Below are 26981 nucleotides of genomic sequence, written 5' to 3' on the forward strand. Positions count from 1 at the left end.
AAAACATGAGCGAAGTACTAAGAAAAGGCAAGGCAGCCAAAGCTGTCAGCTATCATTTAATTGAAAAAACGACTGAAGAAAAAAATACCGCATTAGAAAAAATTGCCCAGCAATTAGAAAGGGAACAAGACTATCTTGTCACCGAAAATCAAAAGGACCTTGATTTTGGAAGATCTAATGGCTTATCTGACTCCATCCTTGACCGAATGCTGCTGAACAAAAAGCGCATTGAAGACATGGCACACGCCATCCGTCTCCTGATCAAACTGAAAGATCCAATCGGAGAAACACTTGAAACCATCGAAAAAGAAAACGGCCTTCTTATCCAGAAAAAGCGTGTTCCTCTTGGAGTGATCGGCATGATTTATGAAGCAAGGCCAAACGTCACCATCGACGCCGCAACACTTTCATTGAAAACAGGAAATGCCGTCATCTTACGAGGCAGCTCTTCCTCCATCCATTCAAACAAAGCGCTTGTATCCGTCATCCACCGCGCTCTTGAACAAACGGCAATTCCGCAGGAGGCCGTGCAGCTCATCGAAGACACGAGCAGGGAAACAGCGAAAGAGTTATTCACCCTAAATGAATACCTCGATGTTTTGATCCCGCGGGGCGGAAAAAAACTGATCGATACAGTCGTTAGAGAATCCACTGTTCCAGTCCTTGAAACAGGCGCAGGCAACTGCCATATATACATTGATGAATCAGCAGATCCAACAATGTCTGAACGGATCGTCTTAAACGGAAAAACACAGCGTCCATCCGTGTGCAATGCCATTGAAACGATTTTGATTCATGAAAAGTGGCTTCAAACGAGCGGGGAAAAGCTATTGCAGCAGCTTCACGATCAATCAGTTGAAATCTATGGTGATGAGCAAATCCGCTCTATTTTTCCAAAAGCAAAACCAGCAGCTGAAGAAGATTGGAGCACAGAATATTTAGCACTGACCGTCAGCGTAAAGTCAGTGAAGGATCTGGAGGAAGCCATCCATCATATCAATAAATATGGGACAAAGCATTCAGAAGCCATACTTACAACGAATGAAGGAAACGCATCACAGTTTCAGACAAGGGTAGACGCTGCCGCTGTTTATCATAATGCATCAACCCGATTTACGGATGGCTTTGAATTTGGCTATGGAGCAGAGATCGGCATCAGCACACAAAAACTGCATGCAAGGGGACCGATGGGTCTGCCTGCGCTGACATCAAGCAAACATTTCATTTATGGAAATGGACAGATCAGGGAATAGCTAACAACATCAATTCAGGAAGGACTGAACAAATTGAACACATCAATCAAATGGAACGGAAAAATGAGTTTCTCCGGAACAACGCCTTCAGGACATGAAGTGAAAATGGATGCCGCAGAAGAATTCGGCGGAGAAAATACAGGTGCAAGGCCAACGGAGCTGCTTTTACATGCAGTTGCAGGCTGTACTGGAATTGACATCATTTCCATCCTGCAAAAAATGAGGCTGAATCCTTCCTCTTTTCACATGGAAGTAAACGGTACACGTGCAGAAGATCATCCGAAACGCTTCACAGCGGTCCACATTCACTATATATTAGAAGGAGATCTGCCTGAAGAAAAAGTGATAAGGGCGATTCAGCTGTCGAAGGACAAATATTGTTCTGTTTCGCAATCGCTGAATGCGGAAATATCAGTTGGGTATTCGATTAATGGTGTAATCGGTGCACAGAAAATATAATAAAAAAAGAGAGCTGCCTAGTACTGCAGCTCTCTTTTTTATTTATTAAAATCGTTCCCCCGTCATGGTTGACATGAATTTAGAAAAGAACAGACTGTAATTGAGTTCAAATGCGATACGGTGTTTTTTCTCTTTTTCCCCGATTTTCACATAGGGTCTGATATCTGCAATACTGTGGCCTCTTTCTATCCCATCCTTTGATTGGACAACATAAACGGGCAATGATCTGTAGCTCAGCATTTCCGGATGAAGCGGAGCCATAATCGTTAAGGCATCATGAACAGGACTGCCTGGTGCAGCCGGATTTCTTTTTTTGTAAAAAGCAAAATAGTAGTCAAGCAGAGGCTTTAGAATTTTGGCTTTCCCTATGCTTGCAATGTAATCGACCATTTCCTGACTGACAATGGCTCGTTCGGTTACATTCAATGGGATAATCGTCAGATTGCTTGCGTGAGTCAGAACCACTTTGGCTGCAACAGGATCTGCATGGAAATTAGCCTCTGACACAGGTGTCACATTTCCAGGCACCCAAAAAGCTCCGCCCATGACATAATATGCTTTGACGCTGTTCATTAACGTTCTATAGTGAATAAACATGGTAGCAAGTGATGTGAGCCTGCCAATGCTGATAATGGTCAGATCTTGTCCATGGGCTTCAATAAGCTTTACTATTTCCAGAAAGTTATCGCCCTTGCCGGAATACTCCTGCTCAGGTATGATAGGGCCCATCCCGTATTCCCCGTGGATTTCAGGATAATAGGTCGGATTTTCTCCTGTCATCGGAAGCTCTGCTCCTTCAAAAATAGGGATGTGATCAGATTGGTTAAATAAATCGTGCAAATACTGGACGCTGGCCATTGCATTTTTTCTTGGAATGTTCCCGTAATCAGCTACAACCCCAACGATTTCGATCTCCTCATGCAGCGCTCCATATATTAGGGCAACAATGTCATCAATGCCGATATCTCCAAACAGCAAGACCTTTAACGCCACCGCAAAGCCTCCTCGTATTTGATGGTATTTCTAATCTGTATCCTTTTACCTTATGTAAAATACCTCTTATCTACAGGTTTTGGAAAATCACTTCCAAATACCTAATTCATGGAAAAGCAAAAAAGACAAATCGGTTGATTAAGCTATTCTTAAAAACCGCACTATTAAAAAAATCGAAATCCCAAGAAGGAATTTCGATTTTTTCATTTACTTATTCAGAATACTTTCCTCAAGAACCGCCGATTTATCCCCATACACCTTCGTAATATGGCCTTCTCCCCAGGCACAGAGTGAATCTAAAATCGTCTGCAGACTCCAGCCGTATTCGCTGAGCTCATATTCAACTTTGGGAGGAATCTGCTGATGGACAATCCGGTTAATGACGCCATCATCTTCAAGCTCCCTCAATTGCTGTGTCAGCATTTTTTGCGTAATGTTTGGCATCAGGCGCTTTAATTCGTTTGTCCGTTTTTTGCCGTGAGTCAAGTGACAGAGAATCACGCATTTCCACTTGCCGCCAATGATTTCAAGTGTTGCTTCAACAGGTATATTGTATTTTTTTTGCATGAAATCCCTCCTATATTATAGGCACCAAAAAGTGCCTACCGAACTTAAAAGTTCCTACAGCACTTAAAAGTACGTACTTTTCATGATGTCCGATATGTTTCATAATAACATTTGCCGGCTGATCTTTACCATACACTTATTTTTAATAAATATTCAATTTTTTAGGAGGAGAAAAGATGACTTTAGATAAAAAGAGAAGTACGCTCGCGCTGCTCGCATTAGCAGTCAGTGCTTTTGCCATTGGTACAACTGAATTCATCAGCGTCGGTTTGCTTCCGATGATTTCTGAGGATTTAGCCATACCTGTTACAACTGCAGGATTAACCGTTTCTTTATATGCAGTGGGGGTCATGTTCGGGGCACCGATTCTGACATCGCTCACATCAAACATGTCACGCAAAACGTTATTGCTTTGGATTATGATTGTTTTTCTTATCGGCAATAGTCTTTCTGCCGGAGCTACAAGCATTGGAGTTTTATTAGGCGGACGTATTATCGCAGCACTTTCACACGGTGTGTTTATGTCGATCGGTTCAACGATTGCAGCCGACCTTGTACCAGAAAACCGCCGGGCAAGTGCAATTTCCATCATGTTCACCGGTCTGACAGTAGCAACTGTAACAGGAGTTCCGTTTGGAACATTTATTGGCCAGCAATTTGGCTGGAGACTTGCATTTATTGTGATTATTATTATTGGGCTGGCTGCACTTATTGCCAACAGCATTTTAGTGCCGTCTGATTTGAAAAAAGGCAATCGCACAACATTTGCCGATCAGCTGAAGCTAGTAAAGAACGGCCGTCTGCTGCTTGTCTTTATGATTACAGCTCTTGGATACGGCGGAACATTCGTTGTCTTTACGTACCTGTCACCGCTGCTTCAAAATGTAACAGGTTTTAAAGAAGGAACAGTAGCAATGATTTTACTTGTTTATGGAATTGCGATCGCCATCGGAAATATGATTGGCGGAAAGCTATCGAATAAAAATCCGATTAAGGCATTATTTTATATGTTTATTGTGCAGGCTATCGTACTCTTCGTGTTAAGCTTTACCGCTCCATTCAAAATTGCAGGTTTGCTGACGATTTTATTGATGGGACTATTTGCTTTCATGAACGTGCCTGGGCTTCAGGTTTATGTCGTCATGCTTGCGGAACGTTTTGTGCCAAGTGCCGTTGATGTGGCATCTGCGATCAATATTGCTGCGTTTAATGCAGGAATTGCGATTGGCGCATTCTTGGGAGGAATCATTACGGATTCAATTGGCCTGATTCACACTGCCTGGATCGGAGGATTCATGGTTTTGGGCGCTGTTATTCTTACGGGCTGGAGCCGCGCGCTAGAAAATAAAGATCAGAAAATGCAAGGACAAAAACTAGCTGGATAACTTATTGAAATTATAGGAGGAATATGAAAATGATGAACAACTTACAAAGTACAACAACTCTGCATAACGGTGTGAAAATGCCATGGTTCGGGCTTGGCGTGTTTAAAGTAGAAGAAGGACCAGAGCTTGTAAATGCCGTAAAAGCAGCCATTAAACATGGATACCGCAGTATTGATACGGCGGCTATTTATGGAAACGAAGAAGGCGTTGGACAAGGAATACGTGAAGGGATAGCTGAAGCTGGTATCCGCAGAGAAGATCTATTTGTCACATCGAAGGTCTGGAACGCGGATTTAGGTTACGATCAAACGCTCGCAGCTTATGAAACGAGCTTAACTAAACTTGGTTTAGACTACTTGGATTTATACCTGATTCACTGGCCGGTAGAAGGCAAATATAAGGAAGCATGGAGAGCGCTTGAAACTCTTTATAAGAGTGGAAAAATTAAAGCGATAGGCGTAAGCAATTTCCAAACTCATCATTTGGAAAGTCTGATGGAAGATGCGGAAATCAAACCAATGATTAACCAAGTGGAATTCCATCCGCGTCTGACTCAAAAAACTCTTCTATCGTTTTGCAGGGAACATGGTATTCAGCTTGAAGCATGGTCTCCTTTGATGCAGGGCCAATTATTGAATCATCCGCAGCTGCAGGAAATTGCAAATAAATACAAGAAATCAATTGCCCAAATCATTCTGCGGTGGGACCTTCAAAACGGAGTGATCACGATTCCAAAATCAACAAAAGAGGAACGCATCATCCAGAATGCAGCGATCTTTGATTTTGAGTTAACAGACGGGGACATGGCTCTTATTGATGGACTGAATAAAAATGAACGAGTTGGCCCTGATCCTGACAATTTTGATTTTTAATTAGAGTCCTCATTAATGGATTAGTTCAGTGGCGTAAAAGCATTATATAACATTCTATTTTGGCACACCATTTTTTTAAAAAAATGGTGTGCTTTTTCGCATTTGCAGTACTATGTCTGGAGTAATTGTATGGGATTAAACGTAATGGTCATTAAATCGATAAAAAAAGCACAAAGAGGAGTATAGCCTCCCTTGTGCTTTGCTTAACGCTATAAATTTATAAATATATCTAGTAAAGTTATTATTTTATTTTTTAAGTAATTTTACATCGAGAAAGAGTAAGGATGAAATATTTCATTTATTTTAGTGCTTACATTAATTCCAAGCTCTTTCTCTACAAACTTAATATTACGTTCAGCTACATTTTTTGCCTGTATAAACAAGTTATTTTCCAGCAGCTTCTTAATATATTCAAGATAAATTAATTCCTGATAAGGATCTATGGCCAGTATTTTTTCAAAGTATTCAATTCCATTAGTAAAATCATTTATACTCCAATTATAATGAGCCAACGTTCTTAAAATAGTAAGGTGTTTTGCCCGTATTCTCTCACGTTCTTGCTCAATGAAAGGCTCGTAAGGATATTCTTCAAATAAGTTTCCTTTATATAAAGACTCCGCCTTTAATAGTTTCTCTATTGGAATTTTTGATAAAGAATTTGAATTATTATCCGATAGAGAAAGAAATTCATCCACGTCTAAATAAAGATGTTCAGATTTGAGTATATAATGATCATCAATTTGACTGATATAACGTGAATTTCTTCCTGAATTTAGTTCAGGTTCGAGCACTTTTCGTAAAGTCGATAATGAAACATAAAAGTGGTTGTTTATGGATTCAAAAGTAACTTCGGGAAAAAGAGTATCAAGCATGTAGTCTTTTTGTAATTTTTTTTGTCTATTTACGATTAATAGCTGAAGCATTTTTAGGCTCGATTTACGTTTTATGATGACAGGTTTCCCATCAAGAGTTACCTTAAAATCCCCTAAAACCTTAATGGATAATGGCTGGACCATTGGGATATTACTTATTAGGGTACATCTCTGGGTTAGGTTGATTTGTTCAGCTAAATAATGATATTGATTTATCCGGCAGATATTTAATAAATCATTCCTCATTTCATTGGCAGCCTTATAATCACCTTTTAATTCGAATAGATTTACAAGCTTGCTTTTTGCTAGACAACGATAAAACGTAAAATATTCAAGTTCCTTCACTGCTAAGTTTAAGCATTCTTCTGCTTTATCCCAATTTTTCATTTGTATATAGGTTTGCCCTAATTGAAAGTATGATCCGCCGAGGTCAAGGTCATTCCCAAATTTATTAGCATCACGCATCCCTTTTTCTGCAAATTCCAGTGATTGAGCATAATCCTTTTGCAATGCCTTTAACCGACTCAAAGAATAATAAAGATAAACACTTCGAGCGTCATATTCTATAGCATGATCCAATAACGTTTTCAATTGTTCTAAAAAAGGTAAAGCAGTATCGGCCTTATTTTGTTGCAGATGAATTTCAGCCAAGAACCAAAGTGCGTATATTTGACAATGAGTAATCTGGTATCTTTCTGATAAAAATAACGCTTGCCTTGCTTTCTTTTCTGCTTCATGAAAAAGACCAGAATTGAGATAGACTTCTGAAAGTCCAACAAGATTCAACACAGTAGAGGAGTGAATGTTCCATTTTTCACTGTAATCTAATGAAGTAAGGTAAAAACATTTTGCCTTTTCGAACTCACCTTTGTGTCTGTATATTGTAGCCAAACAATATTGAAGATGACATAACTGCAGAAGGTTTTCTTTTTCTTCTAAGATTTTCATATACTTTTCAATTGGAAGGATCAGCTGATCTAATATGGCTAGGGGAATGCAACGAAAAAGGAAAACGCTATCAAATGGCATCTTGTCGTGAGCGTAAATCCCATCTAACCAGTTAAGAATAAGGATCAAAAATTTGTCAGGATTATATCTTAGCTCCATATTTCTTACTAATTGAGCGGCTTGATAGTAATCCTCACCTGCAACATAATGCACAAACGAAGGGAAAAACATACATTTATCTTTGTAGACTTTTGCGATCTTTATATGGTGATCGCTAATATCTTGATCAGAATCTTTCAGTATATCCTGAAACTCTTCATATAAATAAGACTGAAACATAGGATGATAACATAGAACCCCTTGTTCATCTTTGGAAAGGAAGACCCCTCTTGTTAATAGACCATCTATTATTTTCTCAGAGTTAGGAATTGCCAGGAACTGATTAATAACAGATAGGTCAAGTTCTGTAAGCAAAGAGGTTTTATAGAGAAAGATTTTCAAATCTTCTGGCAGTCTAGCCATTACATGAAAAGTAAAATAATCATGAATGTCATGAATACCGGGAAAATTCATAATGGCATCACTGTGAGTTCTATCCTCCATATCTTGAATAGATTGAAGATAGAATTGTATACCTGTTATCCACCCATCTGTTTTTTCATGGACAGCAGTAATTTCATGATTTTGTTGAATGCCGTGCAAATGTCTAAGATATTGTTCAGTTTCTGTTTTCGTAAAAGATAAATGTTCCTTATTTATCTCTATAACTCTGCGATTTAATTTTAATTGTACTGGGATTCGTTTAATTCTAATTTGTCCTATTAAAATAAATGTTATGGAAGAAGAAGAATATTGAAGAAGTTGATCTAGCATCTGGTGTATTTTGTTATTGCTTTCTATGTGCTGGCAGTTGTCTATAACAATAAATAGGAGATCAGACCAATTTGTTAGGATGGAAAGAAGATCCTGGAATTCACTTTCGATCTCTTCACGATTAACAATTAAATTCATTTCATTATTTGAAGTTATTCTTAAAATAGCAGTTTTGAGATAACTAAGAAAAATATGAGCTTCCTGATCATCCGCGTCCAAATGGTACCAGACGGCCGGCACTTTTTTATGCCGCACATATCCTGAAACTAAAGAAGTTTTTCCATATCCTGCATCACAGTTTATTAAGAAAAGGGAGGCAGAAGAATGTTTATCTAGGTACGAATATAGTCTTTTACGAACAAAGTAATTATGTGGGCTGGGTATTTTAATTTTATGTTCTAAAATTCTTTGCATATAGGATAGAAAGTTCCTTTCTAAAGATGTATAAAGATTATACCTAAAAAATAGATTAAAGTTTGCATTATATAAAGATTTATTTCTTTTATAATTTTTCTGAATTTTATCAACACCATTCAGAACCGCTGTCACTTAAACTAATATACTAGTTAGATTTTAGCTAGGTAGTCAAACCAGAGATTTTATAGAAGCTATAATAAATAGAGAATACAAGAATGCTCTTAATGGAGTAGCGTTGCCCTTCATGCAAATAGGAGTGAGATTTAGTGCATTCAGAATCAGCAGGGACTGACTTATATAGATAAGACAGTCTTTTTTATTTTAGTTAACGTAAAAATAGCATTCTGTAAGAAATCAGTAAGATTGAAACATTATGATGAAGACAATTTCAGAAATTGGGACTGTGATGAATGAAACGAAGCAAGTAAATGTTCTGAATGCGAATTTTGCAGGAGCAGAAGATCTGCCGCGGTTTCCATATGGAGCTGGAGCGTGAATCCAGGTCAGTTCCTTACACTTTTAAACTCTTCCCCTGAAGTGCAATTGCCCTTTATAGTGGCACCCCTTACTGGAAAAGGCTCCGTTCTTGGTCGTAAAGAAAATCGCGAGAGACCTGCAACAGATTTTTATGTGTATGGACAAGATTATCTGAACGAATATAAATCAAACTGAGGACAGACCTATCAGGGGTTTGTTCTTTTTACATTAACTAAAGATAAGGATTATGGCTAAAAAAATAGAACAGTTAAGAGTACTAGATAGTTTTAATTTCGGATTAGCACGTTTATACATCAATCAGTGATTTATTTTTTCTAGTTTCTATCTTTGATGGCTAAAGAAGAACAATTATGTATTCGTGGACGGAAAGGTTAGTTCATAAATAGAATCCCAGAAAGGAATATATAGATATGAATTCCATAAGGAATAACAGTGTTGAAATAATATTGAAAAATGCTATCAAATCACAGGAAGTAAAGAGAAGTCAAAAACCAAAAAAAAAGGGAAAGAACCGTTATATTAAAGGGTTGGACGGTTTAAGAGCCATATCCGTTCTATCAGTAATTGCCTATCATCTAAATTTCAAATGGGCATCAGGAGGTCTTTTGGGAGTAACTGTTTTTTTTGTACTTTCTGGTTATCTGATCACAGATCTCTTAATTTTAGAATGGAACAATAATGGGAAAATTGATTTGAAGCATTTTTGGATTCGACGAGCAAAGAGGCTGCTTCCTGGTATGTTAGCTATGCTGGTGGTGGTTATGGTATGGATCATGCTTTTTAATCATTCTTTACTGATGAAGTTTTGGGGAGATACATTATACGCACTATTATATATAAGTAATTGGTGGTATATATTTCAAGACTTATCTTATTTTGAAAAATTGGAAATTCCATCTCTTCTTACTCATTTTTGGTCATTGGCTGTTGAAGAGCAGTTCTATATAATCTGGCCATTGTTAATTTGTCTTTGGTTTCATTTTAGACTTAAAACTAAACTCCTCTTTTGGTTAACTATATTTTTTGCAATTGTTTCAGCACTTGCAATGGCACTAATGTATCAGCCGGGTTCTGATCCCAGCAGAATATACTATGGAACTGATACAAGGGCTTTTTCCCTTCTTATTGGAGCAGGGCTTGCTTTCTTATGGCCAAACAGAAGACTTTCTAAAGAGTTACCGGCATTGCTTCGTTATATAATGGATTCAGTTGGCGGAGCAGGCCTTTTTATCATTCTTTTCATGATATGGAATATTAATGAGTATGAAGGCTTTCTTTACCGTGGGGGTATGATCCTTCTATCTATCGCTGCTGCATTACTGGTTGCGGTGCTTGCCCACCCTGCCAGCAATCTAAATAAATGGTTGAGTTTTAAACCTCTTAGTTGGATAGGCGTGCGTTCCTATGGGATTTATCTTTGGCACTACCCTGTGATCGTGTTAACTAGCCCACAAATTGATGTTGGTGAACCAAATATTTTCAGAATCATATTCCAGCTTGCATTAATCATTGGTCTTGCTTCTCTGTCATGGGAACTCATTGAGAATCCTATACGAAATGGAATATATAAAAAGGTTTGGAATATGATGCTGTTTGGAGAGAGAAAGGAAAAAATGAGATTTCTTAGACAATCTCTTTTTATCTTCTGTTTACTTCTTATTTTGGTAACAGCTATATCTAAAGTTACTGCTCTTTATAGTGAGACAGCTGCAGAAATGTCAAAATATGATTCGGTACTTGTTAAAGATGAAAAAAAACAAACAGATTCTGTTATTGAAAATAAGGATAAAGCCAATGACATTATTGATTTAAAATCACATACGCAGTCTTCTAATAAGTGTAATAGAAATTCTACTATAACTGCTATTGGAGATTCAGTTATGATTGATGTCGCTCCATATCTTAAGAAAGAATTTCCGAATATCATGATTGATGCCAAGGTTGGCAGACAAATGCAAGAAGCAGCGAATATTGTCAAGGTCCTTAAAAAATCCAATGAATTGGGTAGTTGTGTAATAATTGAACTAGGTACCAATGGCAGTTTTTCTGAAGAACATTTGTCGTCTCTAATTGAGCTGATTGGCAGCAAACGGGATATTATTTTAGTTAATGTAAGGGTTCCGAGACCTTGGGAGGCTGTCGTGAACTCGATATTGAATAATGTGGAATCGGGCCACCCAAATGCGGAAATTGTGGACTGGTATTCGGCAAGTGCCTATCAAGAAGAGTATTTTGCTCCTGATGGGATACATCTTAATGAACAAGGTTCGCAAATGATGGCTTTTTTGATAGCCGAGAAAATAAATAAATAGAGAAAATATGAAGAGGAATGCTGTAAGATTGGCATTCTTCTTTTAATGGCTGAGCTGCAGTGAAATTATATAGCGGATAAAAAGGTAACTTCCGAAGTGATTGGTAAAATTAAATTATATAGGGTAGCGTTTCTTCTATAGGAAGAAGCGCTTTTTTTGTGAAATTTAAACAAATGACAGAAGAGGAAAAACGTAAAGAGTATTAAGGGGAATATTGTTAATTTTCAATTAAGTTATTATTGACGAACATTTGTTCTGTGTTGTAAAATACATTTATGGGTAATAATGTGAAAGGGGTTACAGCCATTAACAAGTTCAAACGGAGGTTTGAAGGTTACTCAAGCATTTGTATAAAAATTTGAGCCAAGGAGCTGCTGAATTATGACATTGCGAATGTCCCCCTATTTAATGATGAACGGAAATGCAAAGGAAGCGATTCAATTTTACGAAAAAGCATTGGACGCGAAAGTCCTCTTCAACCAGACTTTTGGAGAAATGCCAGAAAATCCAGAATTCCCTTTACCTGAAGAAGCAAAGGAACTCGTGTCACATGCAATGGTGAAAGTTGGCGAAACGGACCTCATGTTTTCAGATATGTTTCCTGGTCAAACCAGTCAAATTGGAGATCAGGTTACGATCTGTATTTCATCGAACGACATCGAAAAATCCAAACAAATCTTTGAATCGCTAAAGCAAGACGGAGAAGTGAAAATGCCGCTGCAGGAAGCTTTTTTTAGCCCTGCTTATGGGATCGTAACGGACAAGTTCGGTGTAACGTTTCAAATTTACACAGAGGGCGAAAAATAATAAAAATAGCCCCCATGGATAACCCATAGCGGCTGTTTTTGATGCTCTTAGCAGGAAATTACCGGCTAAGGTGATACTAAGTTAATAAAAGACATTTCCCAAGGTATTCAGGCAAAAGGGAGCCAGTAAGAGCAACGAAAGCCGAATTTCTCATTGTTTCAACGAGAAATTCGGCTTTAGCTGCTTTTTACTGCTTCTTGGATACCAAGAAGACCCCGTAACCGGTTTTACTAATAGCGTTATTTATTTTACATCAATCTTTGGCTGGTATTGCTCGGAGAGGATGATATCATTTTCCATTAACACATATGGATGTGTTTCCATTAAAATCGTATTGAGATAGTCTGGCATTCTCTCAGCTTCGTATGCACAAATTAACGGAAACGAAAGCTGGTTTACAGCTTCGTCTACTGCTTTCTCTAAATCACTTATTAGATGCAGCGGATCTCCCATAGTGGCCCACTCTACATGTGCCCAAGATCGGAAAGAAATTTTATTTTCCACATATGGCTGAACGGTTTTATTAAAGTATTCAACGATTGCAGGAGGATGATAACTGCCGCTTGAATAATAGAAATCGAAGTTGTTTACAAAGTGAACGAATTCCATTTGCTTTTTTGTTAACCGAGTGCTCAGTTCTTTGTGAATCGCACGGTAAACACGTTCATTTTCAATAAGAATAACGTAATCTCCCGCCAAAATGCCATCTTGGATATAACTCACTGCCTGATCTATGTAATTCTTCGTTCCACTATAGGAATACAGTACATGAATATTCCTTTGGTCATCAAACAACTGGTTCATTTTGCTTTTCAAGTAATCACCCTTTTTTATTTTCCCTCATTATAATGGATTTCTGTGAAGAAAGCTAAAAAACGAATGAAGAATAGAGCTTTCCTTAATCGCTGAGAGTGTGCGTCTTATACAGAACAGTATGAACGGTGACTAGTCTCACGATTAATTAAAGAAAATAATAAAAACGCCATATACAAGACATGGCGTCTATTTCATAAAAGAAAACCATTTAAAGAAGGGATTTTTCTTTTTGTCTGTTATTTTAATTTCATCCATCAGGAGTTTATCTTTACGTTCAGCTATCCATTGATTTAATTCATGCTTATCCTGGCAGTGGGTCATATACGTTTCTCCGCCTTTACCGCTCGCGTTAATGATATATCTGCACGAATTATTTTTCATTTCGTCCCGCCTTTTTTTTCATAATGTGCTTTAACTTCCACCTATTATAACAAGTTTAATTAAACCGTCTACCCCTAATTTGAAAATAATTTTAGATTTTATTTTACTGATAGTATCCCCCGTTATTTATAGATAAATTGTAAAGGGTGCGAATAAGTAATTTTTACTAATCATTAACAAAAATTTACACCTAATTTCCAAATTCTGTTGTATATTTATGGAGTATGTCTATTTCATATTGTTGGGGGATAAGCAAATGTCTATTTTAACCAAGTTCTCGTTAAAAAATCGGGCAGCGATTGTTATCATGGTGTTTCTGATAACAGTACTCGGTGTGTATTCGGGTTCCCGTCTGCCGATGGAGCTGCTGCCGAGCGTGGATGCACCGATGATTACGGTCACCACGTTTGGTGAGGGAATGGATGCCGAGACGGTTACCGAAGAGATAACGGAACCGCTTGAACGTCAATTGAAAAATGGTACGTATCTTGACAGCATGACTTCTTCAACAAGTGAAGGAATCTCCATGATTACGCTCAATTACACGTCAGAAGCCGACATGAAAGAGGCTGCTTCAGAGGCAGAAAAGCTGATCAATCAAGTTCAGCTGCCGCAGAACACAGGAAAGCCGGTTGTGTCTCAGCTTAACTTCTCGATGATTCCGCTTGCTCAGGTGGCACTTGAATCTGAAGAGGGATTTTCGAAAGCAGATGAAGATCGGATTGAAGAAGAAATAAAAACGAAATTTGAAGACATAGATGGTGTATCCAGCGTCACGTTTTACGGAAAGTCCATTTCGGAGCTTTCTGTTAAAATCGATCCGGAAAAAATGAAAGAAAAGAAAGTGTCTGCCGAACAGCTGATGATGGCTCTGCAATCTCAAAATGCATCGATTCCTGCTGGAGAAATTGCAGTGGACGGTAAATCAAATGCCGTCAGGGTGCTCGGGGAAGTAACAGACAAAACACAAATAGAGAATGCGATACTTGCACAAGATACAAAAATAAAAGATATTGCGGATGTTTCCATTCGTCAGTTTTACGAAGCAGATGCAAGGTTAAATGGTAAAGAAGCACTGGTTTTGGTTATTTTTAAAGAAGCAAGCAAAAACGCTGTTGAAATTGGAAAAGAAGTCGACCGGAAAGCCGAAGAATTAAACGATATCTATAAAGATGATTTCTCCATCCGCACGGTTCAAAATACAGCAGAGGATGTTGAAGGCGCCGTGCTTGGCATGGCAAAGGAAGTGGCGATTGGGGCAATCGCTGCAACGCTTATCATTCTGCTGTTTTTAAGAAACATCCGAACAACCTTAATTGCGGTCGTCAGTATTCCGCTGTCGATTCTAATTACACTGTTCTTACTTGATCAATCAAACATTACGCTAAATATTTTAACCCTTGGCGGATTAGCCGTTGCGGTCGGACGATTAGTCGATGACAGCATTGTTGTTATTGAAAATATTTACCGCCGCATTCAGACTGAAGGCTTGTCAAAAGAAGTCATTCTAAGTGGAACGAAAGAGGTTTCTACTGCGATTACGTCTTCAACGCTTACGACAATCGCAGTCTTCCTGCCGATTGGTCTTGTTGGCGGTTCGATTGGAGAAATCATGACTCCGCTGATCTTGTCAGTCGTCTATTCGATCCTTGCATCCTTGCTTGTCGCATTAACAGTAGTACCGCTGTTAAGCTTTGTCCTTTTAAAGAAGGTGAAGCAGAAGGAGCAACAGCCGTCTGCTAAGTATATATCTATTTTGAAATGGTCATTGAATCATAAATGGATTGTTTTAGGTGCCGCGTTGATCATTTTTGTTGGATCCATTTTCACCTTCAATTCGATTCCGCAGGCCAGTGTTAACAGTCAGTCTGAATCGTTCGTAAATGTCTCCTTAACTTACCCGGCAGATTTTGATTTAGAAGATGCCAAAGAAAAAGCAGGGGAATTTGAGCAGGAATTATTAAAAGAAGATAAGCTCAAGGATTTATTTTTCCAGATGGGCTCTACAGCAGAAGATGCAAAATACGGTCAGGTTTTATCTGAAAAACAAGCGAATTATTCTGTGATTTTTGAAAAAGGAAAAGATGTTGAAGCATTTTTAGAAATGATCAAGGAAAAAAATGAAGAGTATGCTCCAGGCAAAATTGAAGGAACTCAGTTCTCATTTGGCAGCTTTGGCGGAGGAAATGGCATTCAGCTGAACGTGACGGCATCAAATGAGGATGACCTTGCAGAAGCAGGAAAGCTTGCTGCAGCAGAACTTGCGAAGATCGAGGGAATCGAAAAAGTCAAAAGCAACTACGAAGAATTGAAAAACGAATGGATTGTCAATGTGAACCAGGAAAAAGCGTCTGCACTGGGCTTAAGTCCAGTACAAATCGGCCAGCAGGTCCGCGCCATGCTGAATAAAACGCCGCTTGGCCAAATAAAAGTCGGCGTAGAGCAGCTCCAAGCTGTGATCGAATACGATGATATAACCTTTTCGACAACTAAACAAGTCCTCGATACGTACGTCACTTCACCTATTGCCGGACCTGTACAACTCAAACAAGTAGCTGAGATTGAAGAACGGGAAATTAAAACACAGGTGTATCATCAGGATGGAAAAGAAACGATTCAAATTTCAGGTGAAATCAGTGCCGACGACTTAAAAGCGGCAGGAATGGAAATCGATCAAATGACAAAAGAAATCGACCTCCCGGAAGGTGCATCCGTCTCCATTTCAGGCGCTACTGAATCGATGCAGGACGATTTCACTGATCTCTTTAAAATGATGGGAATCGCTGTATTAGTCGTGTACCTCATCATGGTCGTCACCTTCGGCCAGGCAAGAGCGCCATTTGCGATTCTGTTCTCGCTGCCGCTTGCTGCAGTGGGAGGTATTCTTGGACTCGTCATCTCACAGACACCAGTTGACATCAATGCCTTGCTCGGAGCTTTAATGCTGATTGGCATCGTGGTAACAAACGCCATCGTCTTAATCGAACGCGTCCAGCAAAACCGCGAAAAAGGACTCGATGCCAGAGAAGCACTGTTAGAAGCGGGATCGACGCGGCTGCGCCCAATTATCATGACGGCCGTAACAACAATCGTAGCCTTAACACCTATGATTTTCAGTGCAACAGAAGCTGCCAGCATGGTCTCAAGAAGCTTAGCAGTAGTTGTAATTGGCGGACTAATCGTATCCACTGCCCTAACATTGGTAGTTGTGCCGGTTATGTATGAACTGCTGGCGAAAATGGGGAGAAGGCGGAAAAAGAATAAAGATGTTGCAGAGGATATTGGGGTTTAAGAAATATAAGAACACAGAGGTGCAGACTTTTAGGTCTGCCCTCTGTTTTTTACCTAAAAAAGAAAATATGGTATATAATTGGGAAAAGAAGGATTTTCTAATTCTAATAGGAGAGGGTTTTCAAAATGGCACTGGAAATGAGATCAGTATGTGAAAAATGTTCTGCAAATCTTCATAACAAATCAGATGCTTACATCTGTACATATGAATGCACATTCTGCCATACATGTACGGAAGAAATGGAATTTGTCTGCCCAAATTGCGGGGGAGAGCTTGTGAAGCGGCCGAGGAGCGGAAAAGCTGTTTTGGCTGAATGAAAAACTATTTAGAAAAACAAAGAACAGTCAACATCTCACTTTTCTTTGTTTTTACTGGCTGGTAAGGGGGTGCCGAAGTGATTGGCTTGTTAATTATAGGGTGTGAAATTGGATTTTGGGTCTTTGTTCTAGCGGGTTTAGTCGCAAGGTATCTATTGAAAAAGAAGAAGCTTGGAGCGTTTCTGCTGATCTGTACACCAGTAGTTGATTTGGTGCTGCTGGCAGCAACCGTGCTTGATTTAAAAAACGGGGCGACTGCGACAATGGTACATGGAATTGCAGCCATTTATATTGGAATCAGTATTGCTTTCGGCCATGGGATGATCAACTGGGCAGATCAGCATTTTGCCTACCGGTTTGCAAATGGAGAGAAACCGCCGAAGAAAATCAAATACGGAACCGAGCATGCACGACGTGAAAGAGAAGGATGGTTCCGCCATCTCCTTGCCTGGATAATTGGTGCAACTTTTCTCGGGGCCATTATTCTCTACATCAACAACGGACAGCAGACAGAACAGCTGCTTAAAACTCTTCAGCTTTGGACCCTAGTCCTTGGACTTGATTTTCTCATCAGCTTCAGCTACACCATATTCCCGAAAAAAGAACCGTATAGGGGAAGAGACATGTAAATGAAAAACGGTTTGCTTTTCTCATAAGAAAGCAGGCCTTTTTAGCATGATACAAATTACCATAGGCATAGGGTTAAGTAAAAGCTTCTAAAAAGGGCTGATCAACTTGAAGCGAAATCCTTATGTTCCGCTGATTGCAGGATTGAGTCTGATTTTTTTCGTTTATGTGATTGTCAATACAATGAAACATGTAAGAGTCTATCTCGTATACAGCTCGGGCCTCGGTCCGTTTATCATTGGCGGATTGCTGCTGGCAGTGATTTTAGTTTTAATTGTGAAGGGAAGCAGTTACCGATGAAAAAAAAGATCGGACCTTTAATGGGATCGGTCTTTTTTTATTGTGGTGGCATCCCGGCTCTATTCTTTTTTATTCGGCATCTCTTTAAGACTGCAGTAAATAAAAAAAGACCCAAAAAGGATCCATGCGCTGTTATTCATTTTATTCTTTTGAGCCTTTTCCATCGTCCTGCTGTTTAGTACCCTTACTCGTATAAGGCTTAAAGCTCTTCTTTTTATTGGCACTTGCCTGCCAGCGGTTCCAGCCCTTTTTGCCTGTTCCTCCGCCTGTCCCGCCTTTACTGCTTTTCGTTTTAGCTTTAGCTTTACCCATACTATCACTCCATTATGATTGAACGCTGAATTGAAGCGTGTTTATTTTAAACATATTAGTACTACACTACCACAAACATCAGATTCTATGTAAAAACCAAAAATAGTTCCAATATTCGGTTTAAGTTTTACCATTCAAAGCTTCAATCACTTCATCTGCTTTTTTCCAGGAATCAATCGATGCTCCTGCTGCGAAAGAATGACCTCCGCCGCCAAACATACGGGCGATGTCATCAATCGGAATATTCCTTGAACGGATTCTTACACGAATTTCATTCGGATATTCAATAAAAAAGACCCAGATTCTCACTCGTGCCATCGAAGACAGGACATTCACAAGATTAGCCGCTTCCGCACGGTCCACCCCATAAGCAGCCAATTTTTCATCCGTTAAATAAATATAGGCAACTCCATGATCCGTCACCTTAAAAGTCATTAAAATCGCCTCGCGAAGACGAGAAACACCGCTGCTTTTCTTATTTAAATGATTATGAATCCGTTCAGGCTGAAAATGAAACTTCCTCAATGCCTTTACGGCCATCAAAGTACGCGGTGAAGCAGTGCCATTCAGCAAACGGCCAGTATCCCCAATAATCCCGGTATAAAAAGCTCCTGCCGCCTCTTTATTCATACTAAAAACTTCAGGGTACTCCAAAAACAAATCAACAAGCATCTCACTGGCCGAGCTGTATGAAGGGTCTACCCATGAGAGATCACCGTATGGTTCATGATCAGGATGATGATCGATTTTTATCAGCATGGCTCCTTTTGAAAATCGCCGGTCACAAATACGAGACGTATCAGCCGTGTCACACACAATGACTAAAGCATCTTTGTATGCTTCATCTGGGATGACGTCCATCGTATTGATGAAGAGAAGACTTTTTTCGTCGTGGCCAGCTGCGTATATGTTTTTGTCGGGGAAAGAAAGTTGAAGCGTTCTCTGCAATCCTGCCTGGGATCCCATGGCATCGAGATCGGGGTTGATGTGGCGGTGGATGATGATGGTGGAGTGCTTTTGTATAGCATCTACTATTCCTTTTTGTACTGTTTCCAAGTCATCATCTCCTTTAAACCTTTATAAGTTCCTTACTTTTTTTCATCCATTTCTTTCTTAATTGCATCCACATATTGTTTTGCATCAAGCAAAGACAAGCCCAAAGCGTCACGTACCGCTTTCACTGCACGAACATCTTTCCCTTCATGCAATAGCTTGCGTATGTCATCATCTACTGGATTGACCTGTACATCTCCGTTTATGGAAAGCTGATCAATCTTAACTTTCATACTTTTAATCTGATTTTCAAGTGCTTTAATTCTGCTGGAAGTGACCATGTAGATGAAAAGCAGAATCACGATGATTATGGCATATTCCATTGATAACCCTCCTGTATTTTAGATCCTTATCTAATTCTATTACTTCTTGGTAGGGATTATCAAATTTAGTAGAGTCTATTTTTATTTTATTCCTTATATAGTAGAATTTTACTTATCTATTATTAATTCAGTTCGTCAGGAGATTTGATATGATCATCGAAGAAAAATTGATCGTTAACTCAGATAAAGGGAATTTATTAAATGAACTATCACGATCGATTCTGGAATGTGAGCGGTTTTATTTCAGTGTGGCATTTATCAATTTTAGCGGCTTGCAGCTATTATTAGATTCTTTTAAAGAAGCAGAAAAGCGAGGAATAAAAGGAAAGATCATTACCTCTACATATCTTAATTTTACAGAAGCAAAGGCCCTAAGGAAAATAAAGGACTTTGAACATATCGAATTAAAGGTTTTTGTGACAGACAAGGAAATCGGGTTTCATACGAAGGCTTACATCTTTGAATATGTAGATCACTATAAGGTATTCATAGGATCTTCTAACTTAACGCAAAGTGCATTAAAAAGTAACATTGAGTGGAATGTGAAAATCATGACTAAAGAGGATACGCATTTTATCAAAGAAGTGTTAAGTGAATACAATCACCTTTGGGAAAGAAGTGCGGAGGCTGACGAAGACTTTCTTAAAAGATATGAAGATTTTCTTAGTAAGCTGACTGCTATTACAACGAAACAGAATCTTATTTATGAAAACACCGACTATATCATTCCGAATAGAATGCAGAAAAGAGCAATGGAAAATCTCGAACGGCTACGTTCTTTTGGAGAAAGCAAAGCTCTAGTTATTGCTGCAACAGGTACAGGGAAAACGTATATGTCCGCTTTCGATGTAAAGAATTTCAGACCTCGCAGACTTCTTTTCATTGTCCATAGAGAAGAAATTTTAAAAAAAGCGAAGGAAACGTTTGAAAAACTGATTGTAAATGAAGCAAAGACGTTTGGATTGTTGACTGGTAATCATAAACAGAAGCATCCGGATTATGTATTCACTACCATCCAGTCGTTGACTAGATGCTATCAAGAATTTAGAAAAGACGAATTTGATTACATCATTTTTGATGAAGCCCACCATGCAACAAGTCCAAGCTATGAGGCAGTCCTAAATTATTTCGAGCCAGACTTCACATTAGGAATGACTGCTACGCCTGAACGAAGCGACAACCACAATGTCTTCGCATTATTCGATAATAATGTAGCAATAGAAGTCCGATTACACGAGGCATTAGATGACGAGCTAATTATCCCATTTCATTACTTTGGCATCACGGATATAGACGGAATCGATCTAAGTGATGTCGATATTGATAATATTGCTGAGGTTACAAAACGCTTAAAAGTAAATGAAAGAGTAGACTTTATTATAGAAAACTTGAATTTCTACGGTAACGATGGGAAGAAGAGAAAGTGCTTGGGCTTCTGTGCAAGCGTAGATCACGCTCATTACATGGCGGAAGAATTTAATAAAAGAGGGTATAGCAGTGTAGCTTTGTCGGGAGCGAATTCCGTAGACCAGCGCTCCTATTTCATAAAACGATTAGAAAACGACGAAGATGAGTTAGAAGTTATTTTCACCGTGGATATTTTTAATGAGGGTGTCGATATTCCATCTGTTAATTCCGTGTTAATGCTAAGACCTACAAACTCTCCAATTGTTTTTATTCAGCAGCTGGGGAGGGGACTTCGGAAACACGAAAGCAAGAGCTTCCTAACGGTTCTCGATTTTATCGGCAACCATAATAAAGCTTTTCTAATTGCCCTCGCATTAAATGGGAGCAGATATTATGACAAAGAAAGTTTAAAAGTAGCCATTGCTACTGATTTTGCTAATATTCCTGGGTGTACTCATATTCAAATGGATCGGATTTCACAGGAACGGATTCTTGAACAAATTGATAACGAGAATTTTAATTCAATGAAGTATTTAAAGGAAGAGTACTTCGAGTTTAAGAAAATGAATCAAGGTCATATACCATACTTGTTACTGGATTATTTAATGTTTGATGGGGCACCTGATCCTATTAAATTTATTCAAAAGGAAAAAACGTATTTAAAGTTCCTGAGCAAAGTTGAGAAAGATGATTACCTCAAGGGCATGTTAACCGATGAGGCATTCGAAAGAGCTCTCAAAGAACTATCAGATATGCTTCCATTAAAGAGAATATACGAATTTGTAATAATAAAAGATTTAATGGAAAATGAAACGATATCTTTCGATCGTGCAAAGATAGAAATCTTGAAGTATGTGTCTGAAGTTTATGAAGATAGCGTTTATCATGCGTTTGAAAGCTTAAATCATGACTATTTTGACAGCGTTCAAAAAAAGAGTAAGTTGAAACTGGTCGATTTAGAAAATGGGATCCTTCGTAAAACAGTAAGTTTTTCAAACGTGCTAAATAATCTTGAGTACAGAAGATTTATTGAGGATATCGTAAATTATGGCCTATTTCGATATGAAAAGGAATTTAAGAACACGGATTACGGGGTTCCACATTTTAAGTTATACGAACAGTATCAAATGATAGATGCAGCTCTCTTGTCCAATTATAGAAAGATCCACAGTTCATTTAGAGGATCTGGATTATTGACAAACGGAAACGATTATTTTCTCTTTATCGACTTGCATAAAGAAGAGAATATCAAGGAGAGCATCAATTATCTGGACAAACTTATCAACGAAAGCACTTTTCAATGGCAGACTCCAAACAGCACAAGTCAAAGTTCTGAACGTGGGAAAAATATTATCTTTAATAAAGCTAGAGGCATTCAGCTTCATTTGTTCCTAAGAAAGTATAAAGAAATCGATGGAAAAGTAGAACCATATATTTATATAGGCAAGGGAGACGTATTTGAATACGAGGGAGAAAAACCAATAACCGTTCAAATAGAATTAGAACACAAACTACCAGGACCTCTTTATACTGAATTCGTAGTAAAAGTATAGTCTTCTCAACTTGAGAAGACTATTTTTTCATTTATTAACGCTTCAACTGCTGGAATATCGGCTGGAGCCCAATTCAATGAAGCAAGATTTTCGCGCTTGAGCCAAATCAGTTTAGAATGCTCACTTGGAGCAGGAGCTCCATCCGTAATCTTAGCCTTGATACACAGAAGCGTAATGATAAACGTGTCATATTCATGAGTGTGTTCATGAAATAAACCATCTGTAACAATCGTACATCCCAATTCTTCATCAATCTCTCGAATCAAAGCAGAATGGATATCTTCATCCTTCTCTACCTTCCCGCCAGGAAACTCCCACATGTTCGGAATGGCCATCTCTGGAGACCTTAAAGCGCAGAGGATTTCGTTTTGATCGTTTTCGATGATTGCTGCGACAACTTTTAGTGATTTTTTCAAGGTGGAATCCTCCCTAATTAATTTCAACTATATTTTATCATAGAGAGACAATTGGAAAAGATTTTTCTATTTATTTCTAATCCTGTAAAATAGGGATTAATTAGAAAAAATAAGTTTTGAAGGAGTTATCCCATGCCAACCTACAACAAACTAGTCCGAGATCGTATCCCGGAAGTAATCAAGCGTACAGGAAAATCATTTAATACAACGATTTTAACGCAAGAAGAATACATAAAAGAACTGAAAAAGAAAAGCTATGAAGAACTTGAAGAGTATATGGAATCTAAAAATGATGAAGAAGCTTTGGAGGAGCTTGCAGATGTCCTTGAGATTCTCCATGCATTCGCAGCAGTTCATGGCTCTTCAATTAATGAAGTAGAAGAAATTCGCAAGAAGAAAGCTGAGAAACGTGGGGGATTTCAGGAACGTATTTTCTTAGTAGATGTAGAAGATTGAGTGAGGTCCATTTAATAACAAGTCAACTTGTTGATCGGCTGATAGAAAACATTGAAACAGCTGATACCATTTATATTTTAACCTCCTTTGTTATGAAATCTGGAGTCGATTTACTAGAGAAGCCATTACTGAATGCAGCTGAACGGAACGCAGATATCAAGATCTGTACTGGAGATTATTTGTACATTACTCAACCTGAAGCCATCCATAAGCTTGCAGCAATTCATCCATCAATTGAAGTTCGGATGTGGAAAAGTAAAGGGATTAGCTTTCATCCTAAAGCATATTTGTTTGAAGATGAGAGAAATGGTACATCTATTATTGGATCCTCTAATCTTTCAAGATCTGCATTAACCAAGGGCTATGAATGGAACGTTGAAGTAAATGAAGAGTCTGATGGGGACTTATTTATAACCGCAGCTAAGACATTTCTTGAGGTTTTCCAACATGAACAAACAATTGCTTTAAATGAAGTGACAGCAAAATTGTATAAGTCAGAATATGAAATGTTCCATGCGAAAACCCCTCAACTCGTGAAAAAGTGGACGACATTAGAAGAGCAGGATTTAATGCTTCCTGTTCAAGAGGACAAAATAGATATTGTAAAGGATCCTCCTGCAATTTACGAAACAATACAACCGCGATTTGCACAAATTGAAGCCCTAGAAGAATTAAACACTGCATATAAATCTGAGTACGATTCCGCAATGGTCGTGATGGCTACTGGATTGGGAAAAACATATTTAGCGGGATTTTTTGCAGAGAAGTTTCCAAGGATTTTATTTATTGCTCATTTAGAAGAAATTCTTTATCAGGCAAAGGCATCTTTTGAAAAGATCATGCAAAATCGATCGCTTGGAATCTATAATGGCAAAATGGAAGATTCAAAAGCTTCTATTGTTTTTGCTTCTATCCAGACCTTAAGCAGAAAAAAGCACTTGGAAGTGTTTGATGCGAATGATTTTGATTTGATCATTGTCGATGAATTTCATCATGCAGCAGCTGCTTCCTATCGAAAAGTGATCAACTATTTTGAGCCAGCTTTTTTACTGGGAATAACAGCAACTCCAGATCGCAATGATAATCGTGATGTATATGATATTTGTAAAGGAAATGTAGCGTATAAAATTGATTTTCTGGAAGCAATTGAAAAGGATTGGCTGTCTGCTTTCAAGTATGTAGGTGTATACGATGATACAGATTACTCCCGCATTTCTTGGCTAGGTACAAGATACGATGAAGAAGAGCTTTTAGTTGCACAGCTTAGACAAGGGATGTCTGATAAAATTATAGAGGCCTGGGAGAAACATAAACAGTCTCGAACGATTGTATTTTGTTCTTCAATACGGCAAGCTGATTTTTTGTCACAGTCGTTTACTGGCAGAGGTTACCGAACAGTCAGCCTCCACTCACAGAATAAAGGACTAAATCGGAATCTGGTAATTGAACAGCTCGATCGTGGGGAACTGGATGCCATATTCACAGTGAACCTTTTCAATGAAGGGGTCGATATCCCATCTGTAGACACTCTTTTATTTGTAAGACCAACAGAATCATTAACCGTGTTTACCCAGCAAATAGGTCGGGGACTAAGGCTTCATCCGGATAAAGAAAAATGTGTCATCATCGATTTAATCGGAAACTATCGAAATGCAGATCTTAAGCTTAATATGCTAAGGGTACCTGAGGTATTAGATAAGAAGAAATCAGGTGTTTTGCCAACATTGCCTGAAAATTGTGTGCTTGATTTAGAGATGAAAGTAATAAATTTACTTAATGAGATGATGAGGAAGAAGCAGCCGAGAAAAGAGATACTATTGGCAAATTACAATAGGGTAAAAGAGGAAATAGGCAAAAGACCTTCTTATCTAGATCTTCATTTAAAGGGAGCAGAGCCAGCTTCAGCCTATAAAAGTGAATTTAAATCTTATCCAGCTTTCTTGAATTGGGCAGATGAGCTTCAAGAGAATGAGATAACGGTTTTTGAAGCATATAAGGATTGGTATACTGAAGTTGAGAAAACAGCTATGACTAAAAGCTATAAAATGATTGTACTTCTCTATATGCTAAATAAAGGTCCTGAAATCTGGCTTAAGCCAGTTACACCTGAAGAAGTGGCGCCATTTTTCTTTAAGTATCTCACGGAAAAAGAGTATAGAAGAAATATTGATTTTTCAGGGAAAGCAGCCAAGGAAATGTGGAACGGAGACTTAAAGAAGGTTTCTAAACTCATTAGAGATATGCCGATGACTAAATGGAGCGGGAGTTCGAATGGGTTGGTTATTTTTAATGAAGGTGAATTCTCTTTTAATCTTTCAGTGAATGAAAAAGATGCGGTGCAATTGTATAGATGGACAAAGGAAATTTGCGAGTATCGTTTGCATCATTATTTTGAGAGGAAAGAGAATCAAATTGTAAAAAAAGGATAAATCTTTGGGATTTATCCTTTTTTGATAACTAAAATGCGGAAATCTTAGACCAGTCAGATACTTCTATAGTAAATGTAGTGAAATAATTTAATGATATCTGGGAATAAGAAATTATCTTTGAGATGCTCTAAAACCAGCTTTTTCTGCTTCTTCTGGAGAACAGAACCACTGTATATCATCCTGTGTTTTATCATAGTAGGCACCATCAGGCATATGATAAATTTTAGAGTTCATATTTCCCTTTATTTGTCCTTTGCAAGACAAATTAGATTCTTTATCATCACTTGGATCATTTACAAATGCCTCTCCATTACCACTTGTTCCAGTACTTTGTTTTGCGGTTTGAGTCTTTCGCTCGGCTTCTTGTTTGGCAGCAGCTTGCTCTTGAGCTTTTCGCTCGGCTTCTTGTTTGGCAGCAGCTTGCTCTTGAGCTTTGCGTTCAGCTTCTTGTTTGGCAGCAGCTTGCTCTTGAGCTTTGCGTTCAGCTTCTTGTTTGGCAGCAGCTTGCTCCTGAGCTTTGCGTTCAGCTTCTTGTTTGGCAGCAGCTTGCTCTTGAGCTTTGCGTTCAGCTTCTTGTTTGGCAGCAGCTTGCTCTTGAGCTTCACGTTCAGCTTCTTTTTTATCTGTTTCTTCTTGAACTTTAAGTTTTTCGTCTTCTTTATCCTTTTCTTCAAGGGCAATTTGTTTGTTCTTTTTATCTTCTGCCGCAGCAAGCATTTCTGTAGATTTTTCTTTCGTTTTTGTAGGTTGGGCAACTTGAGCTTCACCTAAAAATCCAACCATAAAGAAACAAATGAAAAATAAGTAGATATAAGTATATAGGACTTTTCTTCTTGTTTGGTAGTGACCCATAGGTAATACTAATCTTGGTTTAATTAGGCCAACAATTAGAGCAAGAATACTAATGAAAACTCCTGTCGCAGCTATATTAGATATTATTTCTGATTCAGGTAAGATAAAACTTAAAAGTAACAAAATTAGAAAAGAATAAAAAAGTGACGCAAGAAACATTTTCCATCCAGTTCTTGAACGGTAACCAATTA

The 26981-nt window shown here is 38.4% G+C and carries 24 protein-coding genes; 14 read left to right on the forward strand and 10 right to left on the reverse strand.

Going from position 1 to position 26981, the window contains the following annotated elements; genetic code table 11:
- Positions 1-5 precede the first annotated feature (5 nt).
- Positions 6-1253, forward strand: coding sequence for a glutamate-5-semialdehyde dehydrogenase (locus QLQ22_RS07370; RefSeq protein ID WP_284016347.1), 1248 nt, complete (start codon positions 6-8; stop codon positions 1251-1253).
- Between the two features lie 63 nt (positions 1254-1316).
- Positions 1317-1712, forward strand: a complete 396-nt coding sequence (locus tag QLQ22_RS07375) for an OsmC family protein (RefSeq protein ID WP_420828861.1) — start codon at positions 1317-1319, stop codon at positions 1710-1712.
- A gap of 45 nt (positions 1713-1757) precedes the next feature.
- On the opposite strand, the gene QLQ22_RS07380 is transcribed toward QLQ22_RS07375, so the two are convergent.
- The gene (locus tag QLQ22_RS07380; RefSeq protein WP_284016348.1) at positions 1758-2705 is read right to left on the reverse strand and encodes a nucleoside hydrolase; all 948 of its coding nucleotides are present in this window, start codon (positions 2703-2705) and stop codon (positions 1758-1760) included.
- A 207-nt stretch (positions 2706-2912) separates the two neighbouring features.
- On the reverse strand, positions 2913-3272 hold the full coding sequence (locus tag QLQ22_RS07385; protein ID WP_070876893.1) for a winged helix-turn-helix transcriptional regulator: 360 nt from the start codon (positions 3270-3272) through the stop codon (positions 2913-2915).
- Positions 3273-3448: 176 nt separating this feature from the next.
- On the opposite strand from QLQ22_RS07385, the gene QLQ22_RS07390 reads away from it, so the two are divergent.
- Positions 3449-4657, forward strand: coding sequence for an MFS transporter (locus tag QLQ22_RS07390; RefSeq protein ID WP_223440784.1), 1209 nt, complete (start codon positions 3449-3451; stop codon positions 4655-4657).
- A 29-nt stretch (positions 4658-4686) separates the two neighbouring features.
- A complete protein-coding gene (locus QLQ22_RS07395) occupies positions 4687-5529 on the forward strand; it encodes an aldo/keto reductase (protein ID WP_223440785.1) in 843 nt (280 codons plus the stop codon).
- 263 nt (positions 5530-5792) lie between these two features.
- Here the strand turns inward: QLQ22_RS07395 and QLQ22_RS07400 are convergent, their stop codons facing one another.
- The gene (locus QLQ22_RS07400) at positions 5793-8636 is read right to left on the reverse strand and encodes a winged helix-turn-helix domain-containing protein (protein ID WP_284016349.1); all 2844 of its coding nucleotides are present in this window, start codon (positions 8634-8636) and stop codon (positions 5793-5795) included.
- 376 nt (positions 8637-9012) lie between these two features.
- Here QLQ22_RS07400 and QLQ22_RS07405 point away from each other — a divergent pair, with 376 nt between their 5' ends.
- From QLQ22_RS07405 to QLQ22_RS07415, 3 genes are all read left to right on the forward strand, one after another.
- Positions 9013-9135 carry a hypothetical protein gene (locus QLQ22_RS07405; RefSeq protein WP_284016350.1) on the forward strand — a complete coding sequence of 41 codons (123 nt, stop codon included), beginning with the start codon at positions 9013-9015 and terminating at the stop codon, positions 9133-9135.
- A gap of 412 nt (positions 9136-9547) precedes the next feature.
- The gene (locus QLQ22_RS07410) at positions 9548-11449 is read left to right on the forward strand and encodes an acyltransferase family protein (protein WP_284016351.1); all 1902 of its coding nucleotides are present in this window, start codon (positions 9548-9550) and stop codon (positions 11447-11449) included.
- A gap of 381 nt (positions 11450-11830) precedes the next feature.
- Complete coding sequence (locus QLQ22_RS07415; protein ID WP_284016352.1) at positions 11831-12256, forward strand: VOC family protein; 426 nt, start codon at positions 11831-11833, stop codon at positions 12254-12256.
- A gap of 243 nt (positions 12257-12499) precedes the next feature.
- Here QLQ22_RS07415 and QLQ22_RS07420 read toward each other — a convergent pair whose 3' ends face one another.
- Both QLQ22_RS07420 and QLQ22_RS07425 read right to left on the reverse strand, forming a co-directional pair.
- The gene (locus tag QLQ22_RS07420; RefSeq protein ID WP_252208332.1) at positions 12500-13072 is read right to left on the reverse strand and encodes an MEDS domain-containing protein; all 573 of its coding nucleotides are present in this window, start codon (positions 13070-13072) and stop codon (positions 12500-12502) included.
- A gap of 186 nt (positions 13073-13258) precedes the next feature.
- Positions 13259-13453 carry a hypothetical protein gene (locus QLQ22_RS07425; RefSeq protein WP_223440795.1) on the reverse strand — a complete coding sequence of 65 codons (195 nt, stop codon included), beginning with the start codon at positions 13451-13453 and terminating at the stop codon, positions 13259-13261.
- A 256-nt stretch (positions 13454-13709) separates the two neighbouring features.
- Here QLQ22_RS07425 and QLQ22_RS07430 point away from each other — a divergent pair, with 256 nt between their 5' ends.
- From QLQ22_RS07430 to QLQ22_RS07445, 4 genes are all read left to right on the forward strand, one after another.
- Positions 13710-16745, forward strand: coding sequence for an efflux RND transporter permease subunit (locus tag QLQ22_RS07430; RefSeq protein WP_284016353.1), 3036 nt, complete (start codon positions 13710-13712; stop codon positions 16743-16745).
- Positions 16746-16870: 125 nt separating this feature from the next.
- Positions 16871-17062, forward strand: coding sequence for a DUF1272 domain-containing protein (locus QLQ22_RS07435; protein ID WP_223440798.1), 192 nt, complete (start codon positions 16871-16873; stop codon positions 17060-17062).
- 77 nt (positions 17063-17139) lie between these two features.
- Positions 17140-17691, forward strand: coding sequence for a hypothetical protein (locus tag QLQ22_RS07440; RefSeq protein WP_284016354.1), 552 nt, complete (start codon positions 17140-17142; stop codon positions 17689-17691).
- Positions 17692-17797: 106 nt separating this feature from the next.
- On the forward strand, positions 17798-17989 hold the full coding sequence (locus tag QLQ22_RS07445) for a hypothetical protein (RefSeq protein WP_223440800.1): 192 nt from the start codon (positions 17798-17800) through the stop codon (positions 17987-17989).
- A 141-nt stretch (positions 17990-18130) separates the two neighbouring features.
- Here QLQ22_RS07445 and QLQ22_RS07450 read toward each other — a convergent pair whose 3' ends face one another.
- The 3 genes from QLQ22_RS07450 to QLQ22_RS07460 form a co-directional block, all read right to left on the reverse strand.
- Positions 18131-18301: a DUF3934 family protein gene (locus tag QLQ22_RS07450; protein ID WP_223440801.1), complete on the reverse strand. Its 171-nt coding sequence runs from the start codon at positions 18299-18301 to the stop codon at positions 18131-18133.
- 120 nt (positions 18302-18421) lie between these two features.
- Positions 18422-19357, reverse strand: coding sequence for a DHH family phosphoesterase (locus tag QLQ22_RS07455; RefSeq protein WP_284016355.1), 936 nt, complete (start codon positions 19355-19357; stop codon positions 18422-18424).
- Positions 19358-19389: 32 nt separating this feature from the next.
- On the reverse strand, positions 19390-19677 hold the full coding sequence (locus QLQ22_RS07460; RefSeq protein WP_223440803.1) for a hypothetical protein: 288 nt from the start codon (positions 19675-19677) through the stop codon (positions 19390-19392).
- 149 nt (positions 19678-19826) lie between these two features.
- Between QLQ22_RS07460 and QLQ22_RS07465 the strand changes: the two genes are divergently transcribed.
- Entirely contained in the window at positions 19827-22637 is a 2811-nt protein-coding gene (locus QLQ22_RS07465; RefSeq protein WP_284016356.1) for a DEAD/DEAH box helicase, read from the forward strand.
- Between the two features lie 5 nt (positions 22638-22642).
- Here QLQ22_RS07465 and QLQ22_RS07470 read toward each other — a convergent pair whose 3' ends face one another.
- Positions 22643-23053, reverse strand: coding sequence for a (deoxy)nucleoside triphosphate pyrophosphohydrolase (locus tag QLQ22_RS07470; RefSeq protein WP_284016357.1), 411 nt, complete (start codon positions 23051-23053; stop codon positions 22643-22645).
- 132 nt (positions 23054-23185) lie between these two features.
- On the opposite strand from QLQ22_RS07470, the gene QLQ22_RS07475 reads away from it, so the two are divergent.
- Both QLQ22_RS07475 and QLQ22_RS07480 read left to right on the forward strand, forming a co-directional pair.
- The gene (locus QLQ22_RS07475) at positions 23186-23509 is read left to right on the forward strand and encodes a nucleoside triphosphate pyrophosphohydrolase (protein WP_284016358.1); all 324 of its coding nucleotides are present in this window, start codon (positions 23186-23188) and stop codon (positions 23507-23509) included.
- Complete coding sequence (locus tag QLQ22_RS07480; protein ID WP_284016359.1) at positions 23506-25938, forward strand: DEAD/DEAH box helicase family protein; 2433 nt, start codon at positions 23506-23508, stop codon at positions 25936-25938. Before QLQ22_RS07475 ends, QLQ22_RS07480 begins: the two co-directional genes overlap by 4 nt.
- 111 nt (positions 25939-26049) lie before the next feature.
- Here QLQ22_RS07480 and QLQ22_RS07485 read toward each other — a convergent pair whose 3' ends face one another.
- The gene (locus QLQ22_RS07485; RefSeq protein ID WP_284016360.1) at positions 26050-26949 is read right to left on the reverse strand and encodes a sunset domain-containing protein; all 900 of its coding nucleotides are present in this window, start codon (positions 26947-26949) and stop codon (positions 26050-26052) included.
- Positions 26950-26981: the final 32 nt, after the last annotated feature.

Source organism: Metabacillus hrfriensis (genome assembly GCF_030127205.1).
GTDB lineage: Bacteria > Bacillota > Bacilli > Bacillales > Bacillaceae > Bacillus_P > Bacillus_P dongyingensis.

Bases quoted from the DNA above. Each gene is read 5' to 3' on its own strand.
- QLQ22_RS07370 (WP_284016347.1), top strand. From the start codon at position 6: ATGAGCGAAGTACTAAGAAAAGGCAAGGCAGCCAAAGCTGTCAGCTAT.
- QLQ22_RS07375 (WP_420828861.1), top strand. From the start codon at position 1,317: ATGAGTTTCTCCGGAACAACGCCTTCAGGACATGAAGTGAAAATGGAT.
- QLQ22_RS07385 (WP_070876893.1), bottom strand. From the start codon at position 3,272: ATGCAAAAAAAATACAATATACCTGTTGAAGCAACACTTGAAATCATT.
- QLQ22_RS07390 (WP_223440784.1), top strand. From the start codon at position 3,449: ATGACTTTAGATAAAAAGAGAAGTACGCTCGCGCTGCTCGCATTAGCA.
- QLQ22_RS07395 (WP_223440785.1), top strand. From the start codon at position 4,687: ATGATGAACAACTTACAAAGTACAACAACTCTGCATAACGGTGTGAAA.
- QLQ22_RS07400 (WP_284016349.1), bottom strand. From the start codon at position 8,636: ATGCAAAGAATTTTAGAACATAAAATTAAAATACCCAGCCCACATAAT.
- QLQ22_RS07405 (WP_284016350.1), top strand. From the start codon at position 9,013: ATGATGAAGACAATTTCAGAAATTGGGACTGTGATGAATGAAACGAAG.
- QLQ22_RS07410 (WP_284016351.1), top strand. From the start codon at position 9,548: ATGAATTCCATAAGGAATAACAGTGTTGAAATAATATTGAAAAATGCT.
- QLQ22_RS07415 (WP_284016352.1), top strand. From the start codon at position 11,831: ATGACATTGCGAATGTCCCCCTATTTAATGATGAACGGAAATGCAAAG.
- QLQ22_RS07425 (WP_223440795.1), bottom strand. From the start codon at position 13,453: ATGAAAAATAATTCGTGCAGATATATCATTAACGCGAGCGGTAAAGGC.
- QLQ22_RS07430 (WP_284016353.1), top strand. From the start codon at position 13,710: ATGTCTATTTTAACCAAGTTCTCGTTAAAAAATCGGGCAGCGATTGTT.
- QLQ22_RS07435 (WP_223440798.1), top strand. From the start codon at position 16,871: ATGGCACTGGAAATGAGATCAGTATGTGAAAAATGTTCTGCAAATCTT.
- QLQ22_RS07450 (WP_223440801.1), bottom strand. From the start codon at position 18,301: ATGGGTAAAGCTAAAGCTAAAACGAAAAGCAGTAAAGGCGGGACAGGC.
- QLQ22_RS07460 (WP_223440803.1), bottom strand. From the start codon at position 19,677: ATGGAATATGCCATAATCATCGTGATTCTGCTTTTCATCTACATGGTC.
- QLQ22_RS07465 (WP_284016356.1), top strand. From the start codon at position 19,827: ATGATCATCGAAGAAAAATTGATCGTTAACTCAGATAAAGGGAATTTA.
- QLQ22_RS07475 (WP_284016358.1), top strand. From the start codon at position 23,186: ATGCCAACCTACAACAAACTAGTCCGAGATCGTATCCCGGAAGTAATC.
- QLQ22_RS07485 (WP_284016360.1), bottom strand. From the start codon at position 26,949: ATGTTTCTTGCGTCACTTTTTTATTCTTTTCTAATTTTGTTACTTTTA.